This window comes from Nonomuraea sp. NPDC054003 (genome assembly GCF_055585125.1).
Genome location: NZ_JBVJKR010000028.1, coordinates 41,350 through 62,492 on the forward strand (window position 1 = coordinate 41,350; position 21,143 = coordinate 62,492).

Consider the following 21,143-nt stretch of genomic DNA (forward strand, 5'->3'; position numbering starts at 1 on the left):
CCCGCCGGCGTTCCGGGGGGCCGTTCCGGCCCGGTCCGCCGGGCAGCGCCGCGGTCAGCGTACCGTCACCTCCCGTTCCTGCCCTGGTGGTGAGGGGTCCTATCGATGCGGATCGTTCCGGACTGGTGTCGTCCCAGGTCAGAAAGGATCCCTTCGGGATCTCGGCCAGTAAGAGCCGCACCGGGATGGAACGACTCGGACCGATGCGGACCGATGCGGACCACCGACCCTCCCTGTGGTCGGCATTCGGTAAGGCGGCGATACGGAAGAATCGGCGTCCTACCCTTCCTCATCAACGGCGATCAGGATTGGCGGTGCAGATCGCCCATGAGCGGTTCCCCTCCTGCTTCGACGCCGACCGACCGTTGTGTCGCGGCGCTGGTCGAGCTCTGGAAGAAGGCCGGATCTCCGTCTTACGGCGAAATCGTGCGCCTGTCACGGTCGGACAAATTGAGCAAAACCGCCATACAGAACGTCCTGAACGGCCGTCGCAAGACGCCGCAAAGTTGGAAGTGGGCGGCGTCGTTCTTCCGGGCATGCCAGCGCTATGTGAAGACCACCGAGCTGGACCCTGACGAGGTGCTGGGCACCTACCGGCAGTGGCATCAGCATTACCTGGCGCTCAGGAATGATCACGTCGAAACCGCGCCGGCTTTCATCCCTGCGGGGGGCGAAGCCACGGCCAGCCCCACAGTGGAGTCGCAGCAGCCGCGGCCGTCCCACGCCGGTGAGCTCGCGGAGACAGGGGGGAAGAAGGCACAGATCCCGGTCTCTCCCTGGGAGAAGATGATCCTGCCCGCACCCCCTTCTCACGCGCCGCTGCGCAGCCGGCTCACCGCGCCGGCTGGTTCCGACGCCGCGCCGCCCTCGCCCACCTATCCCTCCTTTCTGGGCGATCCCGACTACCTCACGTCTTTCACCGCCGACAGCTGGCCCGACTCTGGAACCTGGCCCGATCCTGATCTCTGGCTCGACCCCATGGCGCCGAGTGCGGCCCCGCAGCTCCAGGAGAAATGGCGGGCACCGGCAACGGCCTGCGGGCCAGCGTCCGATCCCTCCGTGTCACGGCGGTCGCCTCCTGCTCGCGCCAAGTGGCGGCAGCTCGAGCCGCCTCAGCCGGTGGAACAGGAGGCCACCTACGCGACGCTGACCACCCTGGGTGCGCACAAGAGCATCAGCCATGACCGCATCCGTTCCTGGTTCGGCCCGTACGGACTGCGTGTGCTGGAGCTGGCGGAAACCCAGCCCAGCCGGGCTGCGGACGCCATCCCGTACGCCCTCGCCTGCTTGGAACTGGGAATCCTGCTGGTCAACCGGGACGCCATAGGTGAAGGCACTCACTTCCTGCAGCGCGCCCAGGAGACATACCCCATGCTGGCCGTCGATGTCATTCCGCACCACGGCGACCGTTTCCACGGCGAGATCCCCCGCCGGATCTGCTACTCGGTGGCTACGGCCTATGACGAGCTGGGCAACTCCGAGAGCGCCAACAGGTGGCGCCGGTATGGCGAGTCCATCGCCACCAGCACTCCGATTGCGCTCGCCGTCTTGGCCACCGGCAGGCACGCCGCCCAGGCCGGACAGATCAAGCGTTACACCCTGGCTCGCGCCGACGACATCCGCCGCCTGTATTGGACGTCGGCCCTGAGCGCCAGCCGTCTTGCCACCGAGACTTCCGGCACGCACGTCTCCGACGTCGCACCGGCGCTCGGCGATACCCGTTTCACGACACGGGAAGTGAATCTGCTCCGTGCCTTGCTCGCCAGCTCTTAAAGGGCCGTCGCGGTCAGCCCGGCCTGGACTCCGCGGTGACGGCCCACCTGGGACAAGGCCACCGATCGGCCTTGGGCCACGTCTCTGATCCCCAGGGTTCAACGCGTCTGCACGGCCCCCAGGCCACCGGCCAGCCGACCCTCACGCTCCACCTCGTCCACGCGCATCAGGGCCTCCTACATGTTCGCCGGGGCCTGGTGCACCCGGGTTCCGCAGTTGGTAGTCACACGTGGGCCCGGATTTGGGTGTTGACCTGGGAGAACGCGTGCAGGGCCGGGGAGGGTCGTGTGCCTACGCCCTCTGCGGCCGGGTGCTGGTCGGGTCAGGCGGGTTCGAAGACGGAGACCCGTGCCGGCGGTGTGATGGAAAGTGCCTGGTAGACGGCTCGTTGTGCGGGTCGTAGCGGGGTGGTGTGGACGACGGTTCCAGCCGGTCCTGCGAGGGTGACTTGGGACAGACGGGACAATTCGCGGTTGATTCGGGGCCATCTTTGTCCGCATCCGCGTTCGGCGACGCGGGTCAGCAGCAGGGCCAGCCAGCAGATCAGCACGTGCGCGCGGATGCGGTGTTCGAGCCGGTGGAAGACCGGGCGCAGGAGCAGTTCGGACTTCATGTCCCGGAAGCCTCGCTCCGCTTCCAGGAGGTTGTTGTAGCCGAGTGCGGCGTCTTCGGTGCTGATGTCGGGATCGCTGGTGGCCAGCAGGTACTTGCCGTCCAGCCGTTCTTCGGCCTTGACCTTGGCCCGGTCGATCACCAGCCGTCCGTTCTTCTGCTGGCGGATCCACCGCTTGAGCGTGGGGTGGTCGCGCAGCGCGCACTCGGCGCGGACGTGGGCGGCCTCGGTCTTCTCCCGCGCCTTGGCGCTCAGTTCGCGCCTGGCTTCGCGTTCGCGCTGGGCCTTGATCCGTTCCAGCTCGGCCTCGATCCGGGTGATCGCCTGCTCGCGGTGCTGCTGGTCGCGCTGTTGCTGGTCGGGGTTGTGGCAGATGATGAACCTGACGTCGCCGGCACCGTCGATGCGGACTTCCTTGACGCGCAGGTTGTCGCGGACGCTCTGGTAGCGGCCCTGCCGCGACAGCGCCTGTTCGACCAGGGCGCCGCCGTCGCGCATGCGCATCCCGGCGATGTAGTGGCCGCCCGCGCGGCGTAGGTAGGCGAGGTTGTCAGTGGAGGAGAAGCCGCGGTCGACCACGGTGATGACGCGGCCCAGCTTCCAGGCGCGCATGTCGTCCTTGACCTCGGCCAGCACACTCTGATCGTTGGTGTGGCCGGGCCAGCACCACACCCGGACCGGGATGCCCTCACGGGTGACGGCCAGCCCGATGACGATCTGGGGCAGGTCGTCACGATGATCCTTGGACTTGCCGTAGGTGCGAAAGGCCTGCTCGCCGGAGTCTTCCTCGTCACGTTCGAAGTAGGTCGAGGTGGTGTCGAAGAACAGCAGGTCGACTTCGAGGTTGAGCAGGTGGGCGACGGCGAAGAACACCGCCTCCTGAACCTCGCCCTGGGTGTCGGCCTCCACCAGCAGGTCCATCGCCCGATAAGCCTGGTCGTCGTCCATCGCCGCCAGGCCGGGGATGATCACGTCCTGGCTGGCCCATTCGGCGGCTGACAGCTTGCTCATCGGCGCGATCGCCCGGTTGGCGACCAGCGCGAACAGTACTCGTTCCATGTTGGTGGTGAAGCGCCGTCCGTCGGCCGCCTTCTTCATCGCCGAGGCGACGGCCAGCTGCCGCCACAGGCCCTCCAGCAGCCAGACGGCGCCCATGGGACGGGAGTCGGTCACCTCGATCGGGGCGCTGCCGGCATGCCGGCCGACCTCGACGGCGTCATCGGCCTGGCCGGAGTCGTCCAGGCCGCCGCCGAAATGCTTGCGGATGGAGGCTGCAAGCCCGAGCAGGCCGCCCACGTCCAGGCGGTCGACCCGGCCCAGGTTCATCAGCACATCCGGCTTGATCTTGCCGTCTACGCGCCGGTTGTGGGCCAGCGCGACATATCTGACCACACTGCCGTCGGCGTTGGTCCGCCGGGTGAACCGCAAGTACATGACTACACACAACCATGAACCATGAGCTCACGTACATGAAATTTTCGAGGTCGTGTTACTACACTCGCGGCCCTTCGCGGCACCTCGAAGCTCACTACAGGCCGTCTACCTGCAGATTCTCGCTGCGCACTCGCCATGTGTGACTACGAACTGCGGAACCCGGGGTGCAGGCGCAGTCCGGTGCCGACCAACAGCAGGCACGACGCCCGCGCCGGCGGCCGCCTGCCGCCAGGCCGGATCCGTCTGCAGGTCGCCCTCATACAGCGCACCACCCGGGCCGATCACCCGCAGGCCGGTGGGGCCGTGCAGGTCGACCGTCCAGCCCGGGGCCGCCTCGGGTTCGGCGTCTACGACGGCGCTCCCGGCGGTGGTCACGGTGGCCACCAGGTGCAGGCCGTGCTCCAGCAGCCAGGCGGTCACTGCGTCGATGCGCTCCCCGTGGCCGGCGTCGGTGGCCAGTGCCACGCTGACCTCTACCAGCAGGGCGGGCCGGTGGCTGCCGCCCGCGTGCGGCAGCAGGGCGGCCACCGCGTCAACGCCGGTCTGCGCGGTGCGCGCGGTCAGCGCCGCTGCCAGACCGGGCGTCTCGACCAGCCCTGACCGGGCGCAGGAGCGGTGCGCGAGCTGGGCGACGCTCACCAGGCCGTCGCGCAGCACAATCACCGCGGCCGGGGTTTCGGGCAGCTTGCCGGGCCGCCGGCAGGCCACGCAGGTGTAGGAGACGGCGGCGGCGCGGGCGAGCTGGTCCAGGTCCGCCGGCGTCAGCAGCGGGGCGACGTCCAGGCCGGGCGGTTGAGGGGTCGTGGCCATCAGGTAGGCCTCCCGCGGGTGTCGGGGAATCGTCGGCTTTACGAGGGTCGGGTGTGTTGATCGCGCTGAGTCTGCGGCAGCTCGGCGGCCGCGGTCTGGACGTCGGTGAGCAAGTGTCCGCCTGCTGCGGGTCCGTTGGCGATGGCCTTCTCCACCACTGGGCACGGCCAGGAAACCATCCGGCTGGTGCCCGAGACCAGCTCGCCGCCCTACTCCCCACCATCGAGCGCGTTCAGGACGCCGAGCACCCCGACACCCTGGCCGCCCGACACAACCTCGCCCACTGGACGGGGCAGCCCGAAACACCGTGTGTTGAGAGAGGACGACGGGTGTAATCGACGTCTGGCCCGCCACCAAGGCCCGGAGTCGCACCGGCGGCCACCCCGCCGCCATCACCCCCGGAGTTGCTGCGTGCGGCCCCCAGCGAGTCCGGCAGTTCCCTGTTCAAGCAGAGAGCTGCGGGCCTTGTTCGGACGCATCGTCGCCCTTGGCTGCGGCGTAGAGCGCGAGCTGGGCCTGGTAGCGGTTGCTGACGCCGTCCCACCAGGGATGGCTCTGCAGTGCCTTGACCAGGCTCAGGCGTTCGCCACGGGCTCGGGCCAGTTCGGTGCGTTGCTCGTCGGTGATCTCGGCAAGGCCGGCCGCGATATCGGTAGGACGCGGGTGTGTGGCACCTATCCGGACGCAGCGCGCTTCCGATTGGTAGAAGGCGCGCTGGGTGGCGATCAGGTCGCCGGGGATGAGAAAGCCGTCGACCTCTCGAGTGGGAAGACCCGGCTCAGAGACCCAGTCGGAGGCATCAATTGGATCGCCGCTGTCGCGAGGGCGGGACAGTTCGGCTCGAATCCAGGTGTCTTCGCCGTAATGACAGGCTGGGTCACGTTCGCGTGGGACCAGGGGGCGATCCTCTCGGGCAGTAACCCGGTCATGGACATCAGCTGGGGAGGGCTCAGGGCGGCCCTGCAGGAACCTCTCCTTGTCCATGGGCGTGACCCACAGGTGCCAGCGCCGTCGGCCGTCGGATCGCTCCACGAACAGCGGAACGAGCTCGCCGGTGGCGGTTTGACGGATGACGTCGTCGTAGTTCAGACCGTGTGTTGGCTCCCACACGCCGTGGCGGCCGCCGCACCGGCCGCGACCAGTGCGCGGGCAGGGAAGAGGATTGCCGCCATCGCAGGGTGTCATTCGTAACGTCTTCACACCACCACGAACCGGAAGGGCATCGCGCCGTCGCACGTCCTTCCAGCTGAAAACGTTCAGACGAGCCCATGGGGCTCGATCGATGGGAATGGCGTTCTCATCGTTGACGAGCCACAGCGGCGTCAAGCCGTCGGCCAGCGCGGTACGAGTTCGCCTGTCGACGGAGCCCTTCGCGATCGCGGAAAGCTGGATCTCATATCCGAGCTTGCGGCCTTCGGCACCAATGACGGTAACGTCGGTGCGACGCTTGCCGTGTCTGGCGCGATCTTCCACGCGCACCGCAAAACCCTGCCGATCAGCGGTCTCGGCGGTGTAGTCCTTCAACGCCTTGTGTAGATCGCTTTCTGGCTGGGTCTCCTGCCGCTCGCCTTCGGGCACGTGATACGCGTAGAAACGACCGTCGCGCCTTCTCAGGCTCATAAAGCCAGGACACGCGTACCCGCCGTGCTCATAAGCATCCAGGCAATACAACGCATCTGACCTGTACCGCCGGTACAGCTCGTCAATCAGGCCGGGGTGCTCGGGATGCCCGAAATGCTCTTCCGTGAGGTTGAGCTCGATTCCGTAGAGTCGATGAAAGACGCTATGGGTCACCCTCCGACGATACGGTGGGACACCGACAAAGTGGCTACTACCAGCGCCGGTTTCTGATCGTTCGCTGCCCGCGGCCAATTCGCCGCGACGCTCCCAAGCGAATATGCACCGCCGTGTGCGGGAAACCGCCGGACGAGTGGTCGCTCCGTCGCTCGAAGTCGAACATTAGGCTGGGCATGCCGCTGGCCGGGGACGATGGATGCGTCCCCGGCCAGCAAGGTGGTGCAGGCGGTTCTCTACTGTTCGCGGCGAACGCCCTTAAAGGGCTGGTCATCGGCCTTCTTGTCAAGGAAGCGGCCTGTGTCTGCGTCGCGCTTGACCCAGCCGGTGGGAGTACTGACCTGCGACCTGTTTCTCACCGCACCCCGCCGGTACCCGGCTCCGGTGTTCTTGGCCATGAGGGCCTGCTTTCAGTTACTGGGCCGGTCCCGATTGGATCGGCCTGACACCAGAGGTGTATGTGCGACTGGTGGGGTTTCCCCCAGATTTCTTCGGAGAGATTTTTGCTTTCATGGCTGCGGCCATCGCGACAACCTTGGTGGCAGCATCTGGTGACACGCTCCGTCTGGCTGCTTGGGCGTTCTTGGTCCCCAGCGAGGATCGTTCGATTTTCCGTTTGATCTCGCTCATGCGATGCCTCGTTTCGTCATCCGAACCCTCTCGTTAGCGATCATGCGTTCCACGGCTTTTTCCGAGACATTCAGCCGCTGTCCGATCTCCCGGATGGGTAGGCCCGCTGCGCGCAGGATCAGTGCATGCCGCACTTGCGGGTTGGAGATGGCAGCCAGGGCACGTTGGACGTGGGCCAGCTCGATGACGCGATCCTCGGGACCAGCCGTGTGGGCGCGTTCGAGCAGGTCCAGGGTTTCGTGGTCGGCGACAGGATGCCTGCGCAGTTCGGTCTTGATCCACTGACGGTAGATGTTGGCGAAACGGATCAGGCACTGGCCGATGAAGTATGTCCGCAGGGAGGCACCCTTGCGGTAGTCCCATTTCCTGGCCAACAGAACGCCTTCGCGGAAGTGGTAGAGGGCCTTTCCCACGGTCTCACCGGCCAGTTCCTGGACGGTATCTGGGTCATCGAAAGCGCCCAGGGGTGGCTCGGGCAGCCCTCCGTATCCTCGCTCACGGCAACGGGTCAAAATGAGACCCCGCCGAATCCAGCCACCGATGACCGCCAATCCGTACTTGGCAAGTTCGTTGGCGAACACCTCATAGTCCGCGCCTTCGAAGCGACCCCACGCCAGACTGTTCACCAGATCAAGGTCGGCGGCCAGCCGGTCGACCTTCTCGGCCTCGCCGAGGTGCTCACGCTCCTGCAGCCAGCTCTCGGGGATCTGGGAATCTGCCTCTACTGGCCGTTGTAAGGGCATGCCCGACAGCACCGCGGCGCCTGGCCGATGCTCGCCGGGATCAGGCACCATACCGTCCTTCCTTGCGGGTTGACCGCAGAGGCCTCTGTGGTCAGCCCTTCTTAGGTGCACGGATCCCAGGATCCCCCAGCTATTTTCAAGATTTCTTTCGCGTCCCAGGAGGTGGAGGGTTGCGCCGATCATGCGCCCCTGCCGATTAGCGGCGTGCGCCCGGATCACGGTTCTGCTGCCAGCGCGCCAGTGCCTCGGGAGAGACGCGGGCGTACCGGGCGAGCGACGCGACCGACGTGTGGCCGGAGTAGGCCAGCAGCGTCGAGGTGTTCGCGCCGTCCTCGGCGGCGTGCGTCAGAGCACTGTGGCGCAGCTGGTGGAGCGTGAAAGGGCCCCCGGGCAGGTCAGCGGTCTCGGTCTCGAACAGCTCGGCGGCGCGGCGGTAAGACAGCCGGGCCCGGCCGGAGGCGGGGTCGATGTCGGCCGGCGGCAGGGGGACGCGGGCGCGCCGGTCGGTGAGGAACACCGGCCCGCTTCGGCGGCCGTCCAGCAGGCGGGGCAGCAGGCGGGCGGTGGGCGTCTGCCAGACGATGACGTCGACGGCGCCGCCCTTGCGCTTGACCTTGGCGCGGCGGTTGCGCTGGTCGAGGTCGCTAGCGTCGAGGGCGAGGACCTCGTCGGCCCGGGCCGCCGATTCGTACAGCAGCCGGAACAGGGTGCGCTCGCGCAGCGGCAGCTTCTCGCGGGTGAGCAGGGCCTCGATGAGGGCACGGTCGAGGGCCTTGGTGCGGTCGGGGGTGCGGGCACGGCGGCGTATGCGGCGCAGCGGGTCGCCGGTGAGCCAGTCCTGGTCGCGCCACCAGGCGCTGGCGGAGCCGAGCGCGTCCAGACGGGTGTTGAAGGTGGCCGCGGCCGCGCCGCCCCAGCGGCCGGTGAACCAGCCAGCGAGCCGGTCGGCGCCGGCCTCGCCCTCCAGTTCCTCCAGCGCGGCCTGCTCGCCGAGCTCAGCGGCCAGGGCGCGCAGCGCGATCGCGTACGCCTTGGCGGTGTTGCGGTTGTCGATGGTGGCGAGGAACGCCTCGACGGCCGCGCTGATGACGGGCGCGCCCGGGCGGGGGGTGATTCGGTGCACTGTCGCCACGGGGGAACCTCCGGAGGTCTATCGCAGATAAGCACCCCGAGTCGCCCCGTCCGGCCTGGAAGCGCTCTGCGGAGCGTCCAAGGTCGGCCGGGCCGTCGCTGGCGGCGGGATCGAGCTTATCGCAGATAATGACTCACTATCTGCGATAGCGGAACTACAACCGGGTGAACCAGACATAGGCCTCGCACGTCTCCTGTACCTCACCCCTTCGACTCGCAGGAGCGTCAGCGTGGACGTGCAGCAGATACGGGATAAGGCCGAAAAGTCGCTCGCGCGCGTCGGGTTCACCATCCGGGAAAACGATGACGAGCCCGCCCAGGATCCCCAGCCCGGTGGTGCGTGTCTGTTCGTTCAGCAGGGCAGGGTCCGTCTGTACCTGACGCCCGCCAAGCCGAGCTGGGAAGCGGCAGACGTTGCGGCGCGAACTCTTGCTGGCGTGAACCTGCGCGTCGTTCCGGTTAGCGCTGATCCCGCCGAATCGGAGGTGAGGTCCGCGTACGTGCTGCTCGGCGGTACCGGGGAGATCGTCGAAGGTCGCGAGCCTCGCCTCGGGCCGCTTGGCGAGGGCTGGCGAGACCAGCACCAGCGGATGCTGCGCAGCCACGTCCGCCTCGCGGAGGCCGCCTCGGGAGCCATGAGCGGAGGTTCCGACGAAGCTCGCGACCGTCTGTTCCACTTCTTCCAGGACGCCTACCATCTCAAGGACTGGCTGAAGAACGACGACGATCCGCGCATACCGCCCAACGGCGACGTGGAGGCACTCTTCACCAACCCGCAGCGAAGTATCCCGGTTCTTCGCTTGGCCGCCGACCTCTGCAATGGCGTCAAACACCGCAAGCTGAGGACCGGGACCAGCAAGACCGGGGATGACAGCACCAGGATCAGCAACCAGAGCGTCTCGGTCTTCCTGGGTTCCCCCGTCATCGCGGAACACCAGTGGTATGTGACCTCCGGGGGTCAGAAGTACGACGTCATCGAGTTGGCCGACGACATCGTGGAGGCATGGAACACCTGGTTGACGGCACGGAATCTGCTATAAGCGGGTACGCGGGGATCGGTGGAAGACTGATCTCCGACTCCGGCCGATCAACTCGCCGACGCACGTGATGAACAACTGACTCGCACGTGCGCCGGGCGGCTGGGAATCTGAAGAGATGACGTTGAAGGCATGGCGCTGGGTCCTGTTCCCCCGCCTCCACTGGCGTACATACAGGCTGCTGGCTGCCTGCACGGCGACCATGGACTACCACACGGCGTGGGGCTTGATTCTGCTCAGCACTGGGAAACATCCGGAGGGCCGCTTCCCCTGGGTCAGCGACGAACAGGCCGCGGCCGCCGGCGTCGTCACCGACGACTGGAACGCGATCTCCCACTCCGAGAAGTGGTGGCGGGTGGTGTGGCTCGCGCGCGAAGGCGGCAAGACCCCAATCCAACTCCTTGGCGTCAGCGAGCAAGACATCAAAGCCGCTGGCCTACGAGTTATCGACTGGGACGTGCCGACGCCGCTGCCCACGCTTCCCGGGCCCCGGCCGCGGCGTCGCCGACGGCCGTCGTAGCCGATAACCGCGCGCACACCCACCGTGACCAGGAGACTGGCCTTTCGGCGTTAATCGCCCCTTATGGCGTAGCGCCAAAATGCGAGTTGCTCGACGAGACCGGCGCGCCCTCCCCGCACACCCTGCGCCACACCTTCGGCACACGCCGACCGCATGCTCATCGCTGCCGCCCGCCTCCTGGACGACGCTCGCGGACGGCCGAGCCTGCGAGGCCGCCCGGGAGATCGACACGCATCCGTGAGCCGATCAGATCGAAAGGCACAGCGCATGGCCACAGAGAGCACCACAGACACCACCACAGCGAAACTGGCGGTACTGATCGACGCCGACAACGCCCCGCCCACCGTGGTGGAGGAATTGCTGGCGGAGGTCGCCAAGTACGGAACCGCGCACGTCAAGCGCGCCTACGGCGACTGGACCGGCACCCGCCTGAAAGGCTGGAAGGAGCAGCTGCTCGCCCAGTCGATCCAGCCGATCCAGCAGTTCTCCTACACCCTGGGCAAGAACGCCACCGACGCCGCGATGGTCATCGACGCGATGGACCTGCTGTATTCGGGGCACCTCGACGGGTTCTGTATCGTCTCCAGCGACAGCGACTTCACCCGGCTGGCCGCCCGCATCCGTGAGTCCGGGCTGACCGTGTTCGGGTTCGGCGAGCGCAAGACGCCCAAGCCGTTCGTCGCCGCGTGTGACAAGTTCATCTACCTCGAGAACCTCAAGCGCGCCGCCGCTCCGGCCGAGGCGAAACCTGCTGCGCAGACCTCGGCGGCGAAGCTGACGTCCGATACCGACGTGGTCGCCTTGCTGCGTCATGCCGTGGAGGCGGCCTCCGACGACGACGGCTGGGCCCAACTCGCGGCCGTCGGCCACATCATCACCAAGCAACGCCCCGACTTCGACTCCCGCACCTACGGCTACACCAAGCTCAGCGACCTGTTCGCTGCCACCGCCCTGTTCGAGCTGGACCGCCGCCGCACCCCCGGCGGCGGAAAAGCGGCCGTCGTCTACGCCCGCGACAAGCGCCACACCGCCGCGCCTCCCAAGCAGTCGGCCCCGGGGACCTGAGCGGATCCCGGACCCGCTCAGCGGAGGCGGTCAGATACGCCGCTCGCGCAAGGCCTGCAGCAGGTCAGCGGCCCGGGCCTCGGCGGCCTGTGCCTGCTGCCGGGCGGTCTGCGCCGCGGCCTGGGCGGCGCAGAGCTGCCCATGCACCTCGCCGAGCTGTTTGCGGGCGGCGGCGGCCAGGTCCTCACACAGCCGGTCGGCCTCGTCGGCGTGCTGCCGGCGCTCGCGCTCCAGCACTCGGGTCGCTGTCACCAGAGGTGAAGCAGCTCTCTGCGATCTTGACTCGCGGGATGGAAGGGGGCGCTGCCGGGGGCGGGGGGGCAATGTCCCACAATGTAGACATTGGGTAGCGCACTTGCCCCTTTTGAGCCCAGTATTGCCCCCAACGTAATGTGGGGGACATCGCCAAGAACTGGACATTGGGCAGCATTTCCCCAGTTCAAGCGATGCTCTTGTAGTTGGTTGTGTACGGTGCGTATACCTGATTGGCCAAGGAATAGCAAAGCGCGGTCGGTCGAACGACAGACGCGGCAAGTCCTGTGGCGCATTAGGGGTAACTGAAGAGCGGAGGGGCCCGCCCGGTTCCGGTCCTTGCTCGACCGGGGGCGAACCCCTCCTGTGTCACTCGGCGGCCCTGTGGCCTTGTCGGCGGTAACCGACGTGGTCCAGGGCCGTCAGCTCTTCCCCTTGTCGAACAGGTCGATGATCAACCTGCCAACAGAGGCAGCGGCACCCACAATCGTGGCCCACTTCGTACTCTTGTCGCCCGGATCTGCGGGCCTCTTCCTGTGGCGGCACATGGCCACCTCCTGATCTGTAACCCCCTCCAAGCACGAGGGGGACCGGACCGGCCGCAGGGAGCGGTCGGCCAGGCTGCCGTTCAGCAGCCCACGTGACGCCACCGACAGGCAGACGTAGATCAGGTATGCACCCCGAGGAGTTGCTGGGGGTACGGCAGAAACCTACCGTGTGTGACCTCAGAACTCCGGGGCAACGACAGTGTGAACAGTGCTCGGCGGACCGGTAAAATGCGGAGCTTTTGAGCTGAGATCATGCCTGTGTCACCCACGAGGTTTTTGGCTGGGTAGAGGGCGACTACCAGGGCGATCTCAGCCAAGGCCTCAAGGGTGATCTTGGCGAGGTAGATGCAGGCTCAAACAACGGCCCTACCCCTTGTCCCGTGTGATTTACGTCTCACTCTTGCCATTCGGCGTGTTGCTACCGAGCGCCCCTCAACTCGCCGCCAGAGACCGGTTCTCTAAAGCCTCTGGCCTGCCATAACTCAAACGCTCCAGCGATATCCTCCAGCAGCACCATGGCCAGACGAGGCCTCCCCCCGGCACTACCCCACCCGGCGCTGCGCTGGTGTCGATGCTTGAGATGACGGCAGTAAAAGGGGCGGATAGCCGGTGGCTGTCAGGTCATCGGCCCAGAACGTGATCAACTCCTCCGCGGTGAAGCGATCGAAGGGGGGCGTGAGCGGTATACGGCCGCTCTCCAAGGCCCAGATCGTCACCAGCAGGCACGCCATCTCCTCCGAGGTGCATGAGCAGTCGTGCTGCCGGCAGCCGCCAGGGCGCTCGCAGGCGCCCGTCCGCGCGGCACGGACGACGGCCGACGAATCGGCCGGACAGGCGGGCAGGCAGAGCGGAGCGTCAGGGGCGGTAAAGCACGGCATTGAGTGCCCTTCACAGATCGGGGGAAGGTACGGCGACGCTCACGATGCCTGCCCCGATGTCGTCGCCACCAGCGGTTCAAACAGGGTCGAACAAGGTCGATGCGGTTCGTGGGGACGTCGGTACGGCGTCGGTGCCGGGCCGAACGAAGCAGGCCAGCCTCGTGACCGGGGCCGGGGGCATTCGATGTCGTTCGGTTTCGCTCGATGCGCGTCGATGCCAGCCTGGCCAGGGGGTGTGAGCTGGCCTGCAGGAAGGCAGGCCAGGCCGAACCATCTCGAATACGTGATCGGCACGCGGCTTGCCCCGTATCGGTGGCAACATGACTGCCGTCACGATTCGTTGATCCCCACAGTCACGGCGTGACTCCCCCCCATTCCATGATCACGAATCTGGCAACAGCGATGACCCATAAGCAAAGTGCTGCCCTGCGCGCTTTTATCGACCAGCTCAACGAGCTGAAGGAACAGGCCGGCAAGCCGTCCCTGCCCTTCCTGCACACGCTGTCGCGCGGACCGCTGTCCAGCGGCGCGCCAAGGCGCGAGCTTCACCCCAGCACCACCCAGGAGATCCTCAGTGGCAAGCGTCGCCGTCCGCCCGCCTGGCCCTGGGTGCTCTCCTACCTCAAGGCCTGCCACGAGGCTGCCCGGCAAGGGGGCCTGGACGTCGGCCCAATGGACCTGACGATCTGGAGAACCCGCTGGCTGCATGCGGACCAAGCACCTGCCACCCCGGCCGGGGAGGGTGAGGCACTCCCTGTCCCTCCCGCTGTGGCCGGCCATGGCGGGGAATCCCGAGCCGACCTGCTGACCACCGAGGAGTTGATCCAGTGCTACCTCGACACCCACGGCCGCATCGGCGCCCGCCTGGCCCGCTCCGCCATGGGCGGGGACACCGAGGCGTGTTTCCAGTTGGCGCTGCTCACCCTGCTGCGCGGCTGGAACCACGACGGCATGGCCTGGCTGCGCCGTGCCGTTGACGCCGGCCACGAAGGCGCGATGGCACTGCAGAACGCCCACGACCTGCGCAGACAGGCCGCAGACGTCGCCTACCGGCACGGCTGCGCGCTGGAGGCCGGCGGCGCCGCCAGGGCCAGCATCGCGCACTGCTTCTACCGGCTGGCCGCCGAGACCGGCCACCCCGAAGCCGTCGCGAAGACCGTCGGCACAGCCGCCCCGCCGCGCCCGGCCCCCTCAGGTACGCCGCTGGCTACCCCGGTCTCCGACGTCTCCTTCACTGAGCAGCTCCCCGGATTACTGGATGACGCCTGCGCCGAACACCGGTCCTGCCGGCTCGGCTTGCCATGGCAGCATGCGCCGCATCTGATCGAGTCCCTGCCGGACCTGAGCGTCCCCGTCGATGACCCGCCTGCCTCCAGCGGGCTGATGCAAAGCCTGTCGGAGGGTCATGATCACTCGACTGGGAGCGCCGGGCTTACGGTAGCGGGGTGATCGCGATCGGTACGTTCGGGCAGTCGGCCGCGAGCGTGGCCAGGGCATCCTTCTCGGCGGTGTCGACGGTCAGTTCCCACCGTGTCTTGATCGCGGTCCATTCGGCGATGTAGCGGCACCGGACCGGCTCGATCGGCAGCCATGTGCTGGGGTCCTGATCGGCTTTTTGCCTGTTACTCCGCGCTGTCACGGCCACCAGGTGGCCCGGGTCGGACAGGTCGTTGGCGTAGGCCTGGCGCTGAGAGGCGCTCCAGGCGTGCGCGCCGGAGTCCCAGGCTTCGGCCAGCGGTACGACATGGTCAGCGTCCAGCCCGGAGGCCTGCCCGACGGTGACGTCGTCGTAGTAGGAATGCCAGCTGCCGCCGGTCAGGGCGCAGCCGGGACCGACCTCGGGAGGGCTGACGGCCTCCTCGATGAGGACCTCGTAGCGGGTGTTGCAGCCGTCCCGGTCGGCGTCGACCCAGTGCCGGAAGGAACTGCGCTGATAGCCGTCGCGGCTCTCGGTGCCGGTCGGCAGGGTAGCCACCGCGTCGCGCAGGAGCACCGTCTCGGCTCGAACGGCCAGTGCGCCCGCTGTTGTGACAGGTGAAGTGGCGAGGGCAGGACCGCCGGTCAGAGGCACGGCCAGGGCCATCGTGGCCATCAGGGCAGTGAGGCATGCGCGGTGGGGGAAGGGCACGGATCCTCCATGACGACAGGTGTCGCAGAACGTAGCGTCTAATAACGCTAAGTAATCATGGGAGGCACAAGAGGATTACTACCGGTCCAGTGACAACCGGGTTCCCAGGTCGGCGGCTGCGGCCGCCACCACGGCGTCGCCGATTGGACACCGCCGCCCGCGGCTTGGGTGCCGATGGGGATACGTGCACGGGTTCGACGACATGCCATACGAGGTGACCAAGCACCTGCGGGATTCGGGGTACGACGCCGACGACGTGCAGCACGCCTTGTACGTCGCGCCCGAGGCCGACTACGTGGAAGCGCAGGCGGTGCGCCATCGTCGGCACGGCGACGTGGTGCGGCTGTTCGACGAAATCTTCGCGTGCGAGCCGGAGCTCGTGCAGGCGGCGCGCCAGGCGGCCGCTGACCGCGACTGGGAGAAGGCCTTCGAGGGCTGATCACCCTTCCGCTCCCTCCCCTTGTCGGTCCGGCATCGGATGCCGCGGTCCCGAGTCCGCACACCAACGATTCACCCGGGGCCCGCGTAGGCCAGGGGCCAAGGAGCTCACGTCACGATGACGGGCTACTCGTATTCCAGCGCCCGATACAGCGTCGACCTGCCGACGCCGAGCTCGCGGGCGATCTGCTTCACGGACTGACCGCGCGCTCGGCGGGCCAGGGCGGCGGCGAGCACGTCGTCGGTCACCTTGGCCGGGCGGCCGCCGACGCGGCCGGCGGCGCGGGCGGCGTCCAGGCCCTCGTTGGTGCGCTCGCTGATGAGGTCGCGTTCCATCTCGGCGGCCATGGCCGCGACCATGAACAGCATCTTGTCGGCCATGGTCTGCCCGTTGGGGCGGTGGATCCCGGCACAGATGCCGGTCAGGATGTCCAGGTTGATGCCGCGCGGGGCCAGCTGGTCCTCCAGGAAGACCAGCAGCTCCTTGACGCTGCGCGCGACCCGGTCGGGCTTGGTGATGACCAGGGTGTCGCCCGGCTTCATGCCGTCCAGGGTCGCGATGAGCTTGGGGCGGTCCTTGCGGCGGGTGGAGATGGTCTCTTCGATGATCTCGCGGCAGTCGGCGGCGTTCAGCAGCTGCAGCTGCGCGGCGTGGTCCTGGTCGCGGGTGGAGATGCGGGCGTAGCCGACGCGGATGGTGTTGCTCGGCGCGGTCGGCGCGGCGGCGGGGGAGGCGTTCACCTCTCCAGCATCCCGAATAGGGTCCCGAAACTCAAGATCCATGGGCAGCGTTTCGGGACGAGTTTCGGGACTATTGCCAGGAATCGTGTGATCGTCTGAGCTGGGAGTCTGCGAAGTCGACTCTGGCGCCTCTGAGCCGTCCCGTAAACGACCGTTTCCGGGACGCCCCTTTCCGGGGCCGGGCGTCGTGCCGGCGGACCGGGGCGCGGTCGCGGCCGTCGCCTTCGCCGCCTTCTTCGTCGTCTTGGCGGAGGCCTTCGCGACGGGCTTCGTGGCGGGCTTCGGGGCTGTCTCGGGGGCGGCCTGGCCGGCGGCGGCCGCCTTCGCGTTCAGGGCGGCCTGCTTGGCCCACAGCTTCGCCAGCCGTGCCAGGCCGGCGTTGACCTCATCGCGGTCCCACTTGGTCGGATCCCACCGCGTGGTGCCCAGGATCTGCTTGGCCACCCGGTACTTCCAGCCCTTGCGGTGCCGCAGCGCCCGCATGTGCTCGAAGTACCCCTCCGGCCCGCCGCTGTCTTCCGGCGGGCAGGCGCGGCCGCCGGCGCCGCAGCGCGGATAGAGCGTCTTCGGCGCCGGCCGGTGCACCTTCTCCACCACCAGGTCGTGATCCCACATGTCGCCGAAGTCGTAGCGATAGCCCAGCCAGTCCCCGACGCGCGGGATCACCATGGCCAGCGTTACGGCCGTCTCATCGCGGGCGTTGTCGCCGTACTCGGCATCGCCCTTGCCGAACAGGTGCAGGTGATGCTGCTGCCAGCCCATCGCCACCTGAATCACCTCGTGCAACTGGTCCAGCGTCGCCGTCGACGGCAGCTGAACGCGCCGCCACACCGGCGGGTGAACCTCGCGCAGGGTGACCTTGATCTGGTGAACGGTGCCCGTGGTGCCCACGACGGTCACCGTATCGGCGTGATCATCAGTCGTGGGTCTCGGTCGGCGCTTGCTCGCCAAATGGCGATTGCAGCCGAAGGCGGAAGGCGGGCGGCGGTTCGGGCAACTCCCATGCCGTGGACGGCGGCGTCGGGGGCCGGGAGATCGGCTCCGGGCCGGCCGGCCAGGTCTCACCGTCGAACTCGCCGGCACTCATGTGCCAGGAGATCTTGCGGCCGGGGTCGCTGCGTGCGAAGACGAACACCGTGGCGCCCGCGGCCGCCTCGTGCTCGGCGGTGCTGAGCGTGAGGGCCAGGCCGGTCAGGGCCCGCCAGCCGAGCGATGCACCGCAGCAGGCCAGGGTCTCATGGCCTCCGCCCTCCAATACCGCTATCAGCAGGTCGTCGTCGGCCTGTTCGGCTTCCGCGCCGTGTACCCGGCCGTCGTTCAGGATCAAGGATCTGATCCGGTCGGCTCGAACCAGGCCGACGCCCCGCGTGCAGATCCACACGCGCTGCAGCGCCGTCGCATCAGCGGCCACGGTCGTCCTCCCCGGTGCCTGTGGTGCCGACGGCGTCCGCCGTGGCCAGCGCTCGCTCGGCGATCGCCAGCGCGGCGGTCAGGCGCTCGCGCTCGCCGTGGTCCAGGCCGTGCTCGCCGAGCTGGTGGGACAGCAGCATCAGGTGCGCGGCGAAGCGGGTGCAGGCGTCAACGGTGATGTCTACCGGGTCCCGGGCCGGGCGATCCGCCGGCAGCGGGTGAGCTGGGGGAGCGGGGCAGCTGGTCATGGCGTGACCGTACGACGCGCTTGGCGGTGTGGCCTGGCGATCGACCGAACTGGCAGCGGCCCAACTACGGAACGCATCTCCGCGACAACAAACTGTCAGACTTTCCTGTCACCGTGCTGCCCATGGACGGCTGCTTGCCCAAGGTGCGCGTCGTGGACGGCCGCGCGGTCATGCCGCCCGGGGTGGCGCTGATCTGGCTCCCGCTGAAAAAGGGGAAGGTCGTCGCGAAGCTCCCGAAGAGGGGGAACGATCTCCCATGGCTGCGTCGCACCGTGGAAATCGACCGTCCCCGCATCGACGAACAGGGGTACTGGCGTCTGCCGCGTAATTGCCTGACCAGGCTGGTGATGGCGGCCATCGACCGCTACGGCTACGTGGTGCTGTGCCGGGACATGTCCAAGCTGTCGCGGTGCAACCGGAGCTGCCAGGCCGCGGAAGGTCTCCAGTGCGATTGTGTGTGCCTGGGGGTTCACCACGGGGAGGACTCCGGCAGGTGGTTCGAGCTCGTCGGCGAGGTGCTCGTGGATGAGCGCGGGGAGTTCACCCGCACGTTCACCGTCTACGGCCCGAAAGGCAGTAGCGCGGACGCCGTCATCTACCGGGGCGAGCTGCAGGAGCGCCGCTACCGCGCGGATCGCGCCGGCCGCCAGGGCTGGCCTGTGGCGTCGCAGTTCATGTGTGCGGGCTGTATGACCGAGCGGGCCCGCGTATGGGATCACTGCCACACCCACGGATTCGTCCGCGCGCCGCTGTGCAACACGTGCAACACCCGCTACTGGTCCGGCTGGCATCCCAGGCATGGCCGGGCCACGCCTCCCCGCAATCTCGACACCAGCTATTACCGCTGGTGTCCTCGCCATGGCCAGGAGCGGCACGGACCATGCAGTTCGTAACGCAGCCGCTCCGGCCGCTCCCGTCCTCTGGCCACAGCCTGCCGCGAGCGACACCCCGGCCTCCATGTTGACAGGGCGCTTGACCCGCAGCCCTTACAGCGCGTGCTTGCCATGCTCCGGACGGTGCGCGCATCATGCTGGGATGAGCAAAGTGGGATCTTGGTTACAGATGTGGTGGCGAGGCAGTAGCGGGTCCTCGGCAGAGATGGTGACCGGGCCACTGGAGACGTTCACCGTGCAGACGCTGTACGACCAGTACGGCCGGGACATCTACGCGCGCGCGGCCGCCGACCCGGCTTTCAGCGCGGAGATCAGCGAGCTGGTGGTGTCGATCCGGCAGGAGCTGCAGCAGGAGGGGCCGGAGGTGGCCAAGCTGCTCACCAGCGAGAGGGGCCTGCATTTCTTCCTGCTGGGCCACATGCACGCCGTCCTGGCCTGCCTCCTGGAGGCGGCGGTACGCCCGGACGCTTCCACGCTCGCCGCGATCGACCCCGACTTCGCGGCCGTACGCCTCGGCGCCCTGTTCCACCTGGCCTTCGACGGCGGCCTGCTGAAGGCGCCCGCGCAGGGCGAGACTGCCTGAGCGGCTCGTCTTCCCGCCTCGTGCCTGCCGGGTTACTAATGACGTGTGCAGCATCTGTACTGGGACCTCGGAGAGACCGGGGCCGGCGCCTGCTTCGAGGTGGACTGGCGCGGCTCGACCGCCCGGGTGGCCCTCATGGACAGCGAGGAGTACCAGGCCTACCTCGATGAGGAGGCCTACCAGTACTACGGCGGCTTCTACGACTACAGTCCCATCGTCTTGCAGGTGCCCTACGACGACTACTGGTACCTGATCGTCGACAGCTACGACCGGGTCAAGAAGGTCACCGTCGCCCAGCTCTTCGACGACTGACCGGTGATCCGAGCGCGGACTGGCGGCGGCTCCGGCGGGCCTCGTCCGCCTGCTGCGGCGTCTAGAGCGGCGTGCCGTCCTCGTCCAGGAAGGCGGCCAGCGCGGCGTCGTCCAGGGCGGAGGCGGTCGCGAGGTCCCGGATGGCGGCGATGGCCGCTTCGGCGCCGTCGCAGAGTTCGGCGACGGCCCGGGCGCGATCGGCGGTGAAGTCGATCTGCTGCTTGTGCAGCAGCGCCAGCGCTCTGGAGGAGGCCATGCGGATGGCGGCCACGGCGTTGAACACGTCCATGGACGCATCGTTCAGTGATTCCTCGTAATCGCCCCGGCCCTGCTCATCGCCCACCGGCATTTTTTCCTCACCACCCTCGGCAGGGTAGAGATTCCAGGCGGGCGGTGCGTGGGGAACGTCAACGCCTCTTTCGCGCTCCCTCAGGAGGGCGGGGCGTCCAGCCGGGCGGACCAGGAAGAGGTGTCGCGCAGGGTCCAGCCGAGCACCTGGCGGCCAGTCAGCCTGGTGACGGCGGCCGCGGCCGCGCGCTGGGCGGCGGTGGCCTCGCGCGCGGTGATCGTGCCGTGCGGTCCGAAGCCGGGCACGCCGAGCGAGGCGTGCGGGCTGTGCAGGGACCACCAGCCGTCCTCACGCAGCAGCGTGACGCACGTGTCGCCCCAGTCGTGGCCGAACGGCGGCTGGTTGATCTGTCCCGCCCGGCCGCCCTTACCCGGGGACGGGTGGCGGGCAAGGAGCTGGTCGTAGGGAGCGACCGACGGCAGCGGCCGGGTGTCGGCCGGCAACGCCTGCAGCAGTTCGGCGAGCTGGGCCGCACCGGCGACGTCCTGGTCGCTCAGGTCGACGTCGCCCCCGCGGCCGCCATCCGGAACGCCGGCGGCAGGGGCGTTCCGGGCGCGGCGGGCGCGCTGGCGGCAAGCCGCGTTGCAGAACCGGCGGGGCCGGCCGGTGGCCGCGGTGGCCAGCTGGGCCTGGCACCCCGGCGCCGCGCACAGGCCAGGCCGGGCGGTGATCTGATCGGCCAGCGCCTGCAGCCGGAGCGCCCGCGGGACGGGGGCCAGGGCCAGCGACGGGGCCAGCAGGGTGCGCAGCTGGTCGGCGAGGTCGGCCAGGTCTTCAGGGGCGGGCATCAGGCCGATCGCCCGCTGCATTCTG

General features: G+C 68.1%; 20 protein-coding genes and 1 pseudogene. 9 read left to right on the forward strand and 12 right to left on the reverse strand.

The window, feature by feature from the left end; all coding sequences use genetic code 11:
• Positions 1-327 precede the first annotated feature (327 nt).
• Positions 328-1,773, forward strand: a complete 1,446-nt coding sequence (locus ACZ6YG_RS43360; protein WP_466021206.1) for a hypothetical protein — start codon at positions 328-330, stop codon at positions 1,771-1,773.
• 322 nt (positions 1,774-2,095) lie between these two features.
• Here ACZ6YG_RS43360 and ACZ6YG_RS43365 read toward each other — a convergent pair whose 3' ends face one another.
• The 5 genes from ACZ6YG_RS43365 to ACZ6YG_RS43385 all read right to left on the reverse strand — a co-directional run bounded on the left by ACZ6YG_RS43365 (position 2,096) and on the right by ACZ6YG_RS43385 (position 8,929).
• On the reverse strand, positions 2,096-3,820 hold the full coding sequence (locus ACZ6YG_RS43365; RefSeq protein WP_466021207.1) for an IS1634 family transposase: 1,725 nt from the start codon (positions 3,818-3,820) through the stop codon (positions 2,096-2,098).
• Between the two features lie 105 nt (positions 3,821-3,925).
• Positions 3,926-4,630: a hypothetical protein gene (locus tag ACZ6YG_RS43370; protein WP_466021208.1), complete on the reverse strand. Its 705-nt coding sequence runs from the start codon at positions 4,628-4,630 to the stop codon at positions 3,926-3,928.
• Between the two features lie 444 nt (positions 4,631-5,074).
• Positions 5,075-6,424 carry a competence protein CoiA family protein gene (locus ACZ6YG_RS43375; protein ID WP_466021209.1) on the reverse strand — a complete coding sequence of 450 codons (1,350 nt, stop codon included), beginning with the start codon at positions 6,422-6,424 and terminating at the stop codon, positions 5,075-5,077.
• A gap of 626 nt (positions 6,425-7,050) precedes the next feature.
• The gene (locus ACZ6YG_RS43380; protein WP_466021210.1) at positions 7,051-7,848 is read right to left on the reverse strand and encodes an ECF-type sigma factor; all 798 of its coding nucleotides are present in this window, start codon (positions 7,846-7,848) and stop codon (positions 7,051-7,053) included.
• Between the two features lie 145 nt (positions 7,849-7,993).
• Positions 7,994-8,929: a tyrosine-type recombinase/integrase gene (locus ACZ6YG_RS43385; RefSeq protein WP_466021211.1), complete on the reverse strand. Its 936-nt coding sequence runs from the start codon at positions 8,927-8,929 to the stop codon at positions 7,994-7,996.
• Positions 8,930-9,158: 229 nt separating this feature from the next.
• On the opposite strand from ACZ6YG_RS43385, the gene ACZ6YG_RS43390 reads away from it, so the two are divergent.
• The 3 genes from ACZ6YG_RS43390 to ACZ6YG_RS43400 all read left to right on the forward strand — a co-directional run bounded on the left by ACZ6YG_RS43390 (position 9,159) and on the right by ACZ6YG_RS43400 (position 11,550).
• Positions 9,159-9,968, forward strand: coding sequence for a hypothetical protein (locus ACZ6YG_RS43390; RefSeq protein WP_466021212.1), 810 nt, complete (start codon positions 9,159-9,161; stop codon positions 9,966-9,968).
• A 115-nt stretch (positions 9,969-10,083) separates the two neighbouring features.
• Complete coding sequence (locus ACZ6YG_RS43395; RefSeq protein WP_466021213.1) at positions 10,084-10,485, forward strand: hypothetical protein; 402 nt, start codon at positions 10,084-10,086, stop codon at positions 10,483-10,485.
• A gap of 267 nt (positions 10,486-10,752) precedes the next feature.
• Complete coding sequence (locus ACZ6YG_RS43400; protein WP_466021214.1) at positions 10,753-11,550, forward strand: NYN domain-containing protein; 798 nt, start codon at positions 10,753-10,755, stop codon at positions 11,548-11,550.
• Between the two features lie 30 nt (positions 11,551-11,580).
• On the opposite strand, the gene ACZ6YG_RS43405 is transcribed toward ACZ6YG_RS43400, so the two are convergent.
• The gene (locus tag ACZ6YG_RS43405) at positions 11,581-11,802 is read right to left on the reverse strand and encodes a hypothetical protein (RefSeq protein WP_466021215.1); all 222 of its coding nucleotides are present in this window, start codon (positions 11,800-11,802) and stop codon (positions 11,581-11,583) included.
• A 1,804-nt stretch (positions 11,803-13,606) separates the two neighbouring features.
• Between ACZ6YG_RS43405 and ACZ6YG_RS43410 the strand changes: the two genes are divergently transcribed.
• Positions 13,607-14,677: a hypothetical protein gene (locus tag ACZ6YG_RS43410; protein WP_466021216.1), complete on the forward strand. Its 1,071-nt coding sequence runs from the start codon at positions 13,607-13,609 to the stop codon at positions 14,675-14,677.
• Here the strand turns inward: ACZ6YG_RS43410 and ACZ6YG_RS43415 are convergent.
• Positions 14,661-15,320 carry an HNH endonuclease family protein gene (locus ACZ6YG_RS43415; RefSeq protein WP_466021217.1) on the reverse strand — a complete coding sequence of 220 codons (660 nt, stop codon included), beginning with the start codon at positions 15,318-15,320 and terminating at the stop codon, positions 14,661-14,663. The genes ACZ6YG_RS43410 and ACZ6YG_RS43415 overlap by 17 nt on opposite strands.
• Before the next feature lie 238 nt (positions 15,321-15,558).
• Here ACZ6YG_RS43415 and ACZ6YG_RS43420 point away from each other — a divergent pair, with 238 nt between their 5' ends.
• Positions 15,559-15,795: a hypothetical protein gene (locus ACZ6YG_RS43420; RefSeq protein WP_466021218.1), complete on the forward strand. Its 237-nt coding sequence runs from the start codon at positions 15,559-15,561 to the stop codon at positions 15,793-15,795.
• A 125-nt stretch (positions 15,796-15,920) separates the two neighbouring features.
• Here the strand turns inward: ACZ6YG_RS43420 and ACZ6YG_RS43425 are convergent, their stop codons facing one another.
• The 3 genes from ACZ6YG_RS43425 to ACZ6YG_RS43435 are packed head-to-tail and all read right to left on the reverse strand — an operon-like array spanning position 15,921 to position 18,193.
• Positions 15,921-17,426 (reverse strand): IS1096 element passenger TnpR family protein, encoded by a 1,506-nt coding sequence (locus ACZ6YG_RS43425; protein ID WP_466021219.1) that lies wholly within the window; start codon positions 17,424-17,426, stop codon positions 15,921-15,923.
• Positions 17,427-17,451: 25 nt separating this feature from the next.
• On the reverse strand, positions 17,452-17,946 hold the full coding sequence (locus tag ACZ6YG_RS43430; protein ID WP_466021220.1) for a hypothetical protein: 495 nt from the start codon (positions 17,944-17,946) through the stop codon (positions 17,452-17,454).
• Positions 17,936-18,193 carry a hypothetical protein gene (locus ACZ6YG_RS43435; protein ID WP_466021221.1) on the reverse strand — a complete coding sequence of 86 codons (258 nt, stop codon included), beginning with the start codon at positions 18,191-18,193 and terminating at the stop codon, positions 17,936-17,938. The genes ACZ6YG_RS43430 and ACZ6YG_RS43435 overlap by 11 nt, the downstream gene beginning before the upstream one ends.
• A gap of 122 nt (positions 18,194-18,315) precedes the next feature.
• Between ACZ6YG_RS43435 and ACZ6YG_RS43440 the strand changes: the two genes are divergently transcribed.
• The 3 genes from ACZ6YG_RS43440 (at position 18,316) to ACZ6YG_RS43450 (ending at position 19,981) form a co-directional block, all read left to right on the forward strand.
• Positions 18,316-19,086 (forward strand): endonuclease domain-containing protein, encoded by a 771-nt coding sequence (locus ACZ6YG_RS43440; RefSeq protein WP_466021226.1) that lies wholly within the window; start codon positions 18,316-18,318, stop codon positions 19,084-19,086.
• A 205-nt stretch (positions 19,087-19,291) separates the two neighbouring features.
• A complete protein-coding gene (locus ACZ6YG_RS43445) occupies positions 19,292-19,669 on the forward strand; it encodes a hypothetical protein (RefSeq protein ID WP_466021222.1) in 378 nt (125 codons plus the stop codon).
• Between the two features lie 45 nt (positions 19,670-19,714).
• Entirely contained in the window at positions 19,715-19,981 is a 267-nt protein-coding gene (locus ACZ6YG_RS43450; RefSeq protein WP_466021223.1) for a DUF1883 domain-containing protein, read from the forward strand.
• Between the two features lie 61 nt (positions 19,982-20,042).
• Here the strand turns inward: ACZ6YG_RS43450 and ACZ6YG_RS43455 are convergent, their stop codons facing one another.
• Together ACZ6YG_RS43455 and ACZ6YG_RS43460 are read right to left on the reverse strand one after the other, a co-directional pair.
• On the reverse strand, positions 20,043-20,270 hold the full coding sequence (locus ACZ6YG_RS43455; protein ID WP_466021224.1) for a hypothetical protein: 228 nt from the start codon (positions 20,268-20,270) through the stop codon (positions 20,043-20,045).
• 140 nt (positions 20,271-20,410) lie between these two features.
• Positions 20,411-21,143, reverse strand: a pseudogene (locus ACZ6YG_RS43460) (hypothetical protein); the annotation flags it as partial.

Excerpts from the sequence above, each read along its gene's own strand:
- ACZ6YG_RS43365 (WP_466021207.1), bottom strand. The coding sequence starts at position 3,820 with ATGTACTTGCGGTTCACCCGGCGGACCAACGCCGACGGCAGTGTGGTC.
- ACZ6YG_RS43395 (WP_466021213.1), top strand. The coding sequence starts at position 10,084 with ATGACGTTGAAGGCATGGCGCTGGGTCCTGTTCCCCCGCCTCCACTGG.
- ACZ6YG_RS43440 (WP_466021226.1), top strand. The coding sequence starts at position 18,316 with ATGGACGGCTGCTTGCCCAAGGTGCGCGTCGTGGACGGCCGCGCGGTC.
- ACZ6YG_RS43445 (WP_466021222.1), top strand. The coding sequence starts at position 19,292 with ATGGTGACCGGGCCACTGGAGACGTTCACCGTGCAGACGCTGTACGAC.
- ACZ6YG_RS43360 (WP_466021206.1), top strand. The coding sequence starts at position 328 with ATGAGCGGTTCCCCTCCTGCTTCGACGCCGACCGACCGTTGTGTCGCG.
- ACZ6YG_RS43400 (WP_466021214.1), top strand. The coding sequence starts at position 10,753 with ATGGCCACAGAGAGCACCACAGACACCACCACAGCGAAACTGGCGGTA.
- ACZ6YG_RS43415 (WP_466021217.1), bottom strand. The coding sequence starts at position 15,320 with ATGGCCACGATGGCCCTGGCCGTGCCTCTGACCGGCGGTCCTGCCCTC.
- ACZ6YG_RS43455 (WP_466021224.1), bottom strand. The coding sequence starts at position 20,270 with ATGGACGTGTTCAACGCCGTGGCCGCCATCCGCATGGCCTCCTCCAGA.
- ACZ6YG_RS43435 (WP_466021221.1), bottom strand. The coding sequence starts at position 18,193 with ATGACCAGCTGCCCCGCTCCCCCAGCTCACCCGCTGCCGGCGGATCGC.
- ACZ6YG_RS43410 (WP_466021216.1), top strand. The coding sequence starts at position 13,607 with ATGATCACGAATCTGGCAACAGCGATGACCCATAAGCAAAGTGCTGCC.
- ACZ6YG_RS43380 (WP_466021210.1), bottom strand. The coding sequence starts at position 7,848 with ATGGTGCCTGATCCCGGCGAGCATCGGCCAGGCGCCGCGGTGCTGTCG.
- ACZ6YG_RS43420 (WP_466021218.1), top strand. The coding sequence starts at position 15,559 with ATGCCATACGAGGTGACCAAGCACCTGCGGGATTCGGGGTACGACGCC.
- ACZ6YG_RS43370 (WP_466021208.1), bottom strand. The coding sequence starts at position 4,630 with ATGGCCACGACCCCTCAACCGCCCGGCCTGGACGTCGCCCCGCTGCTG.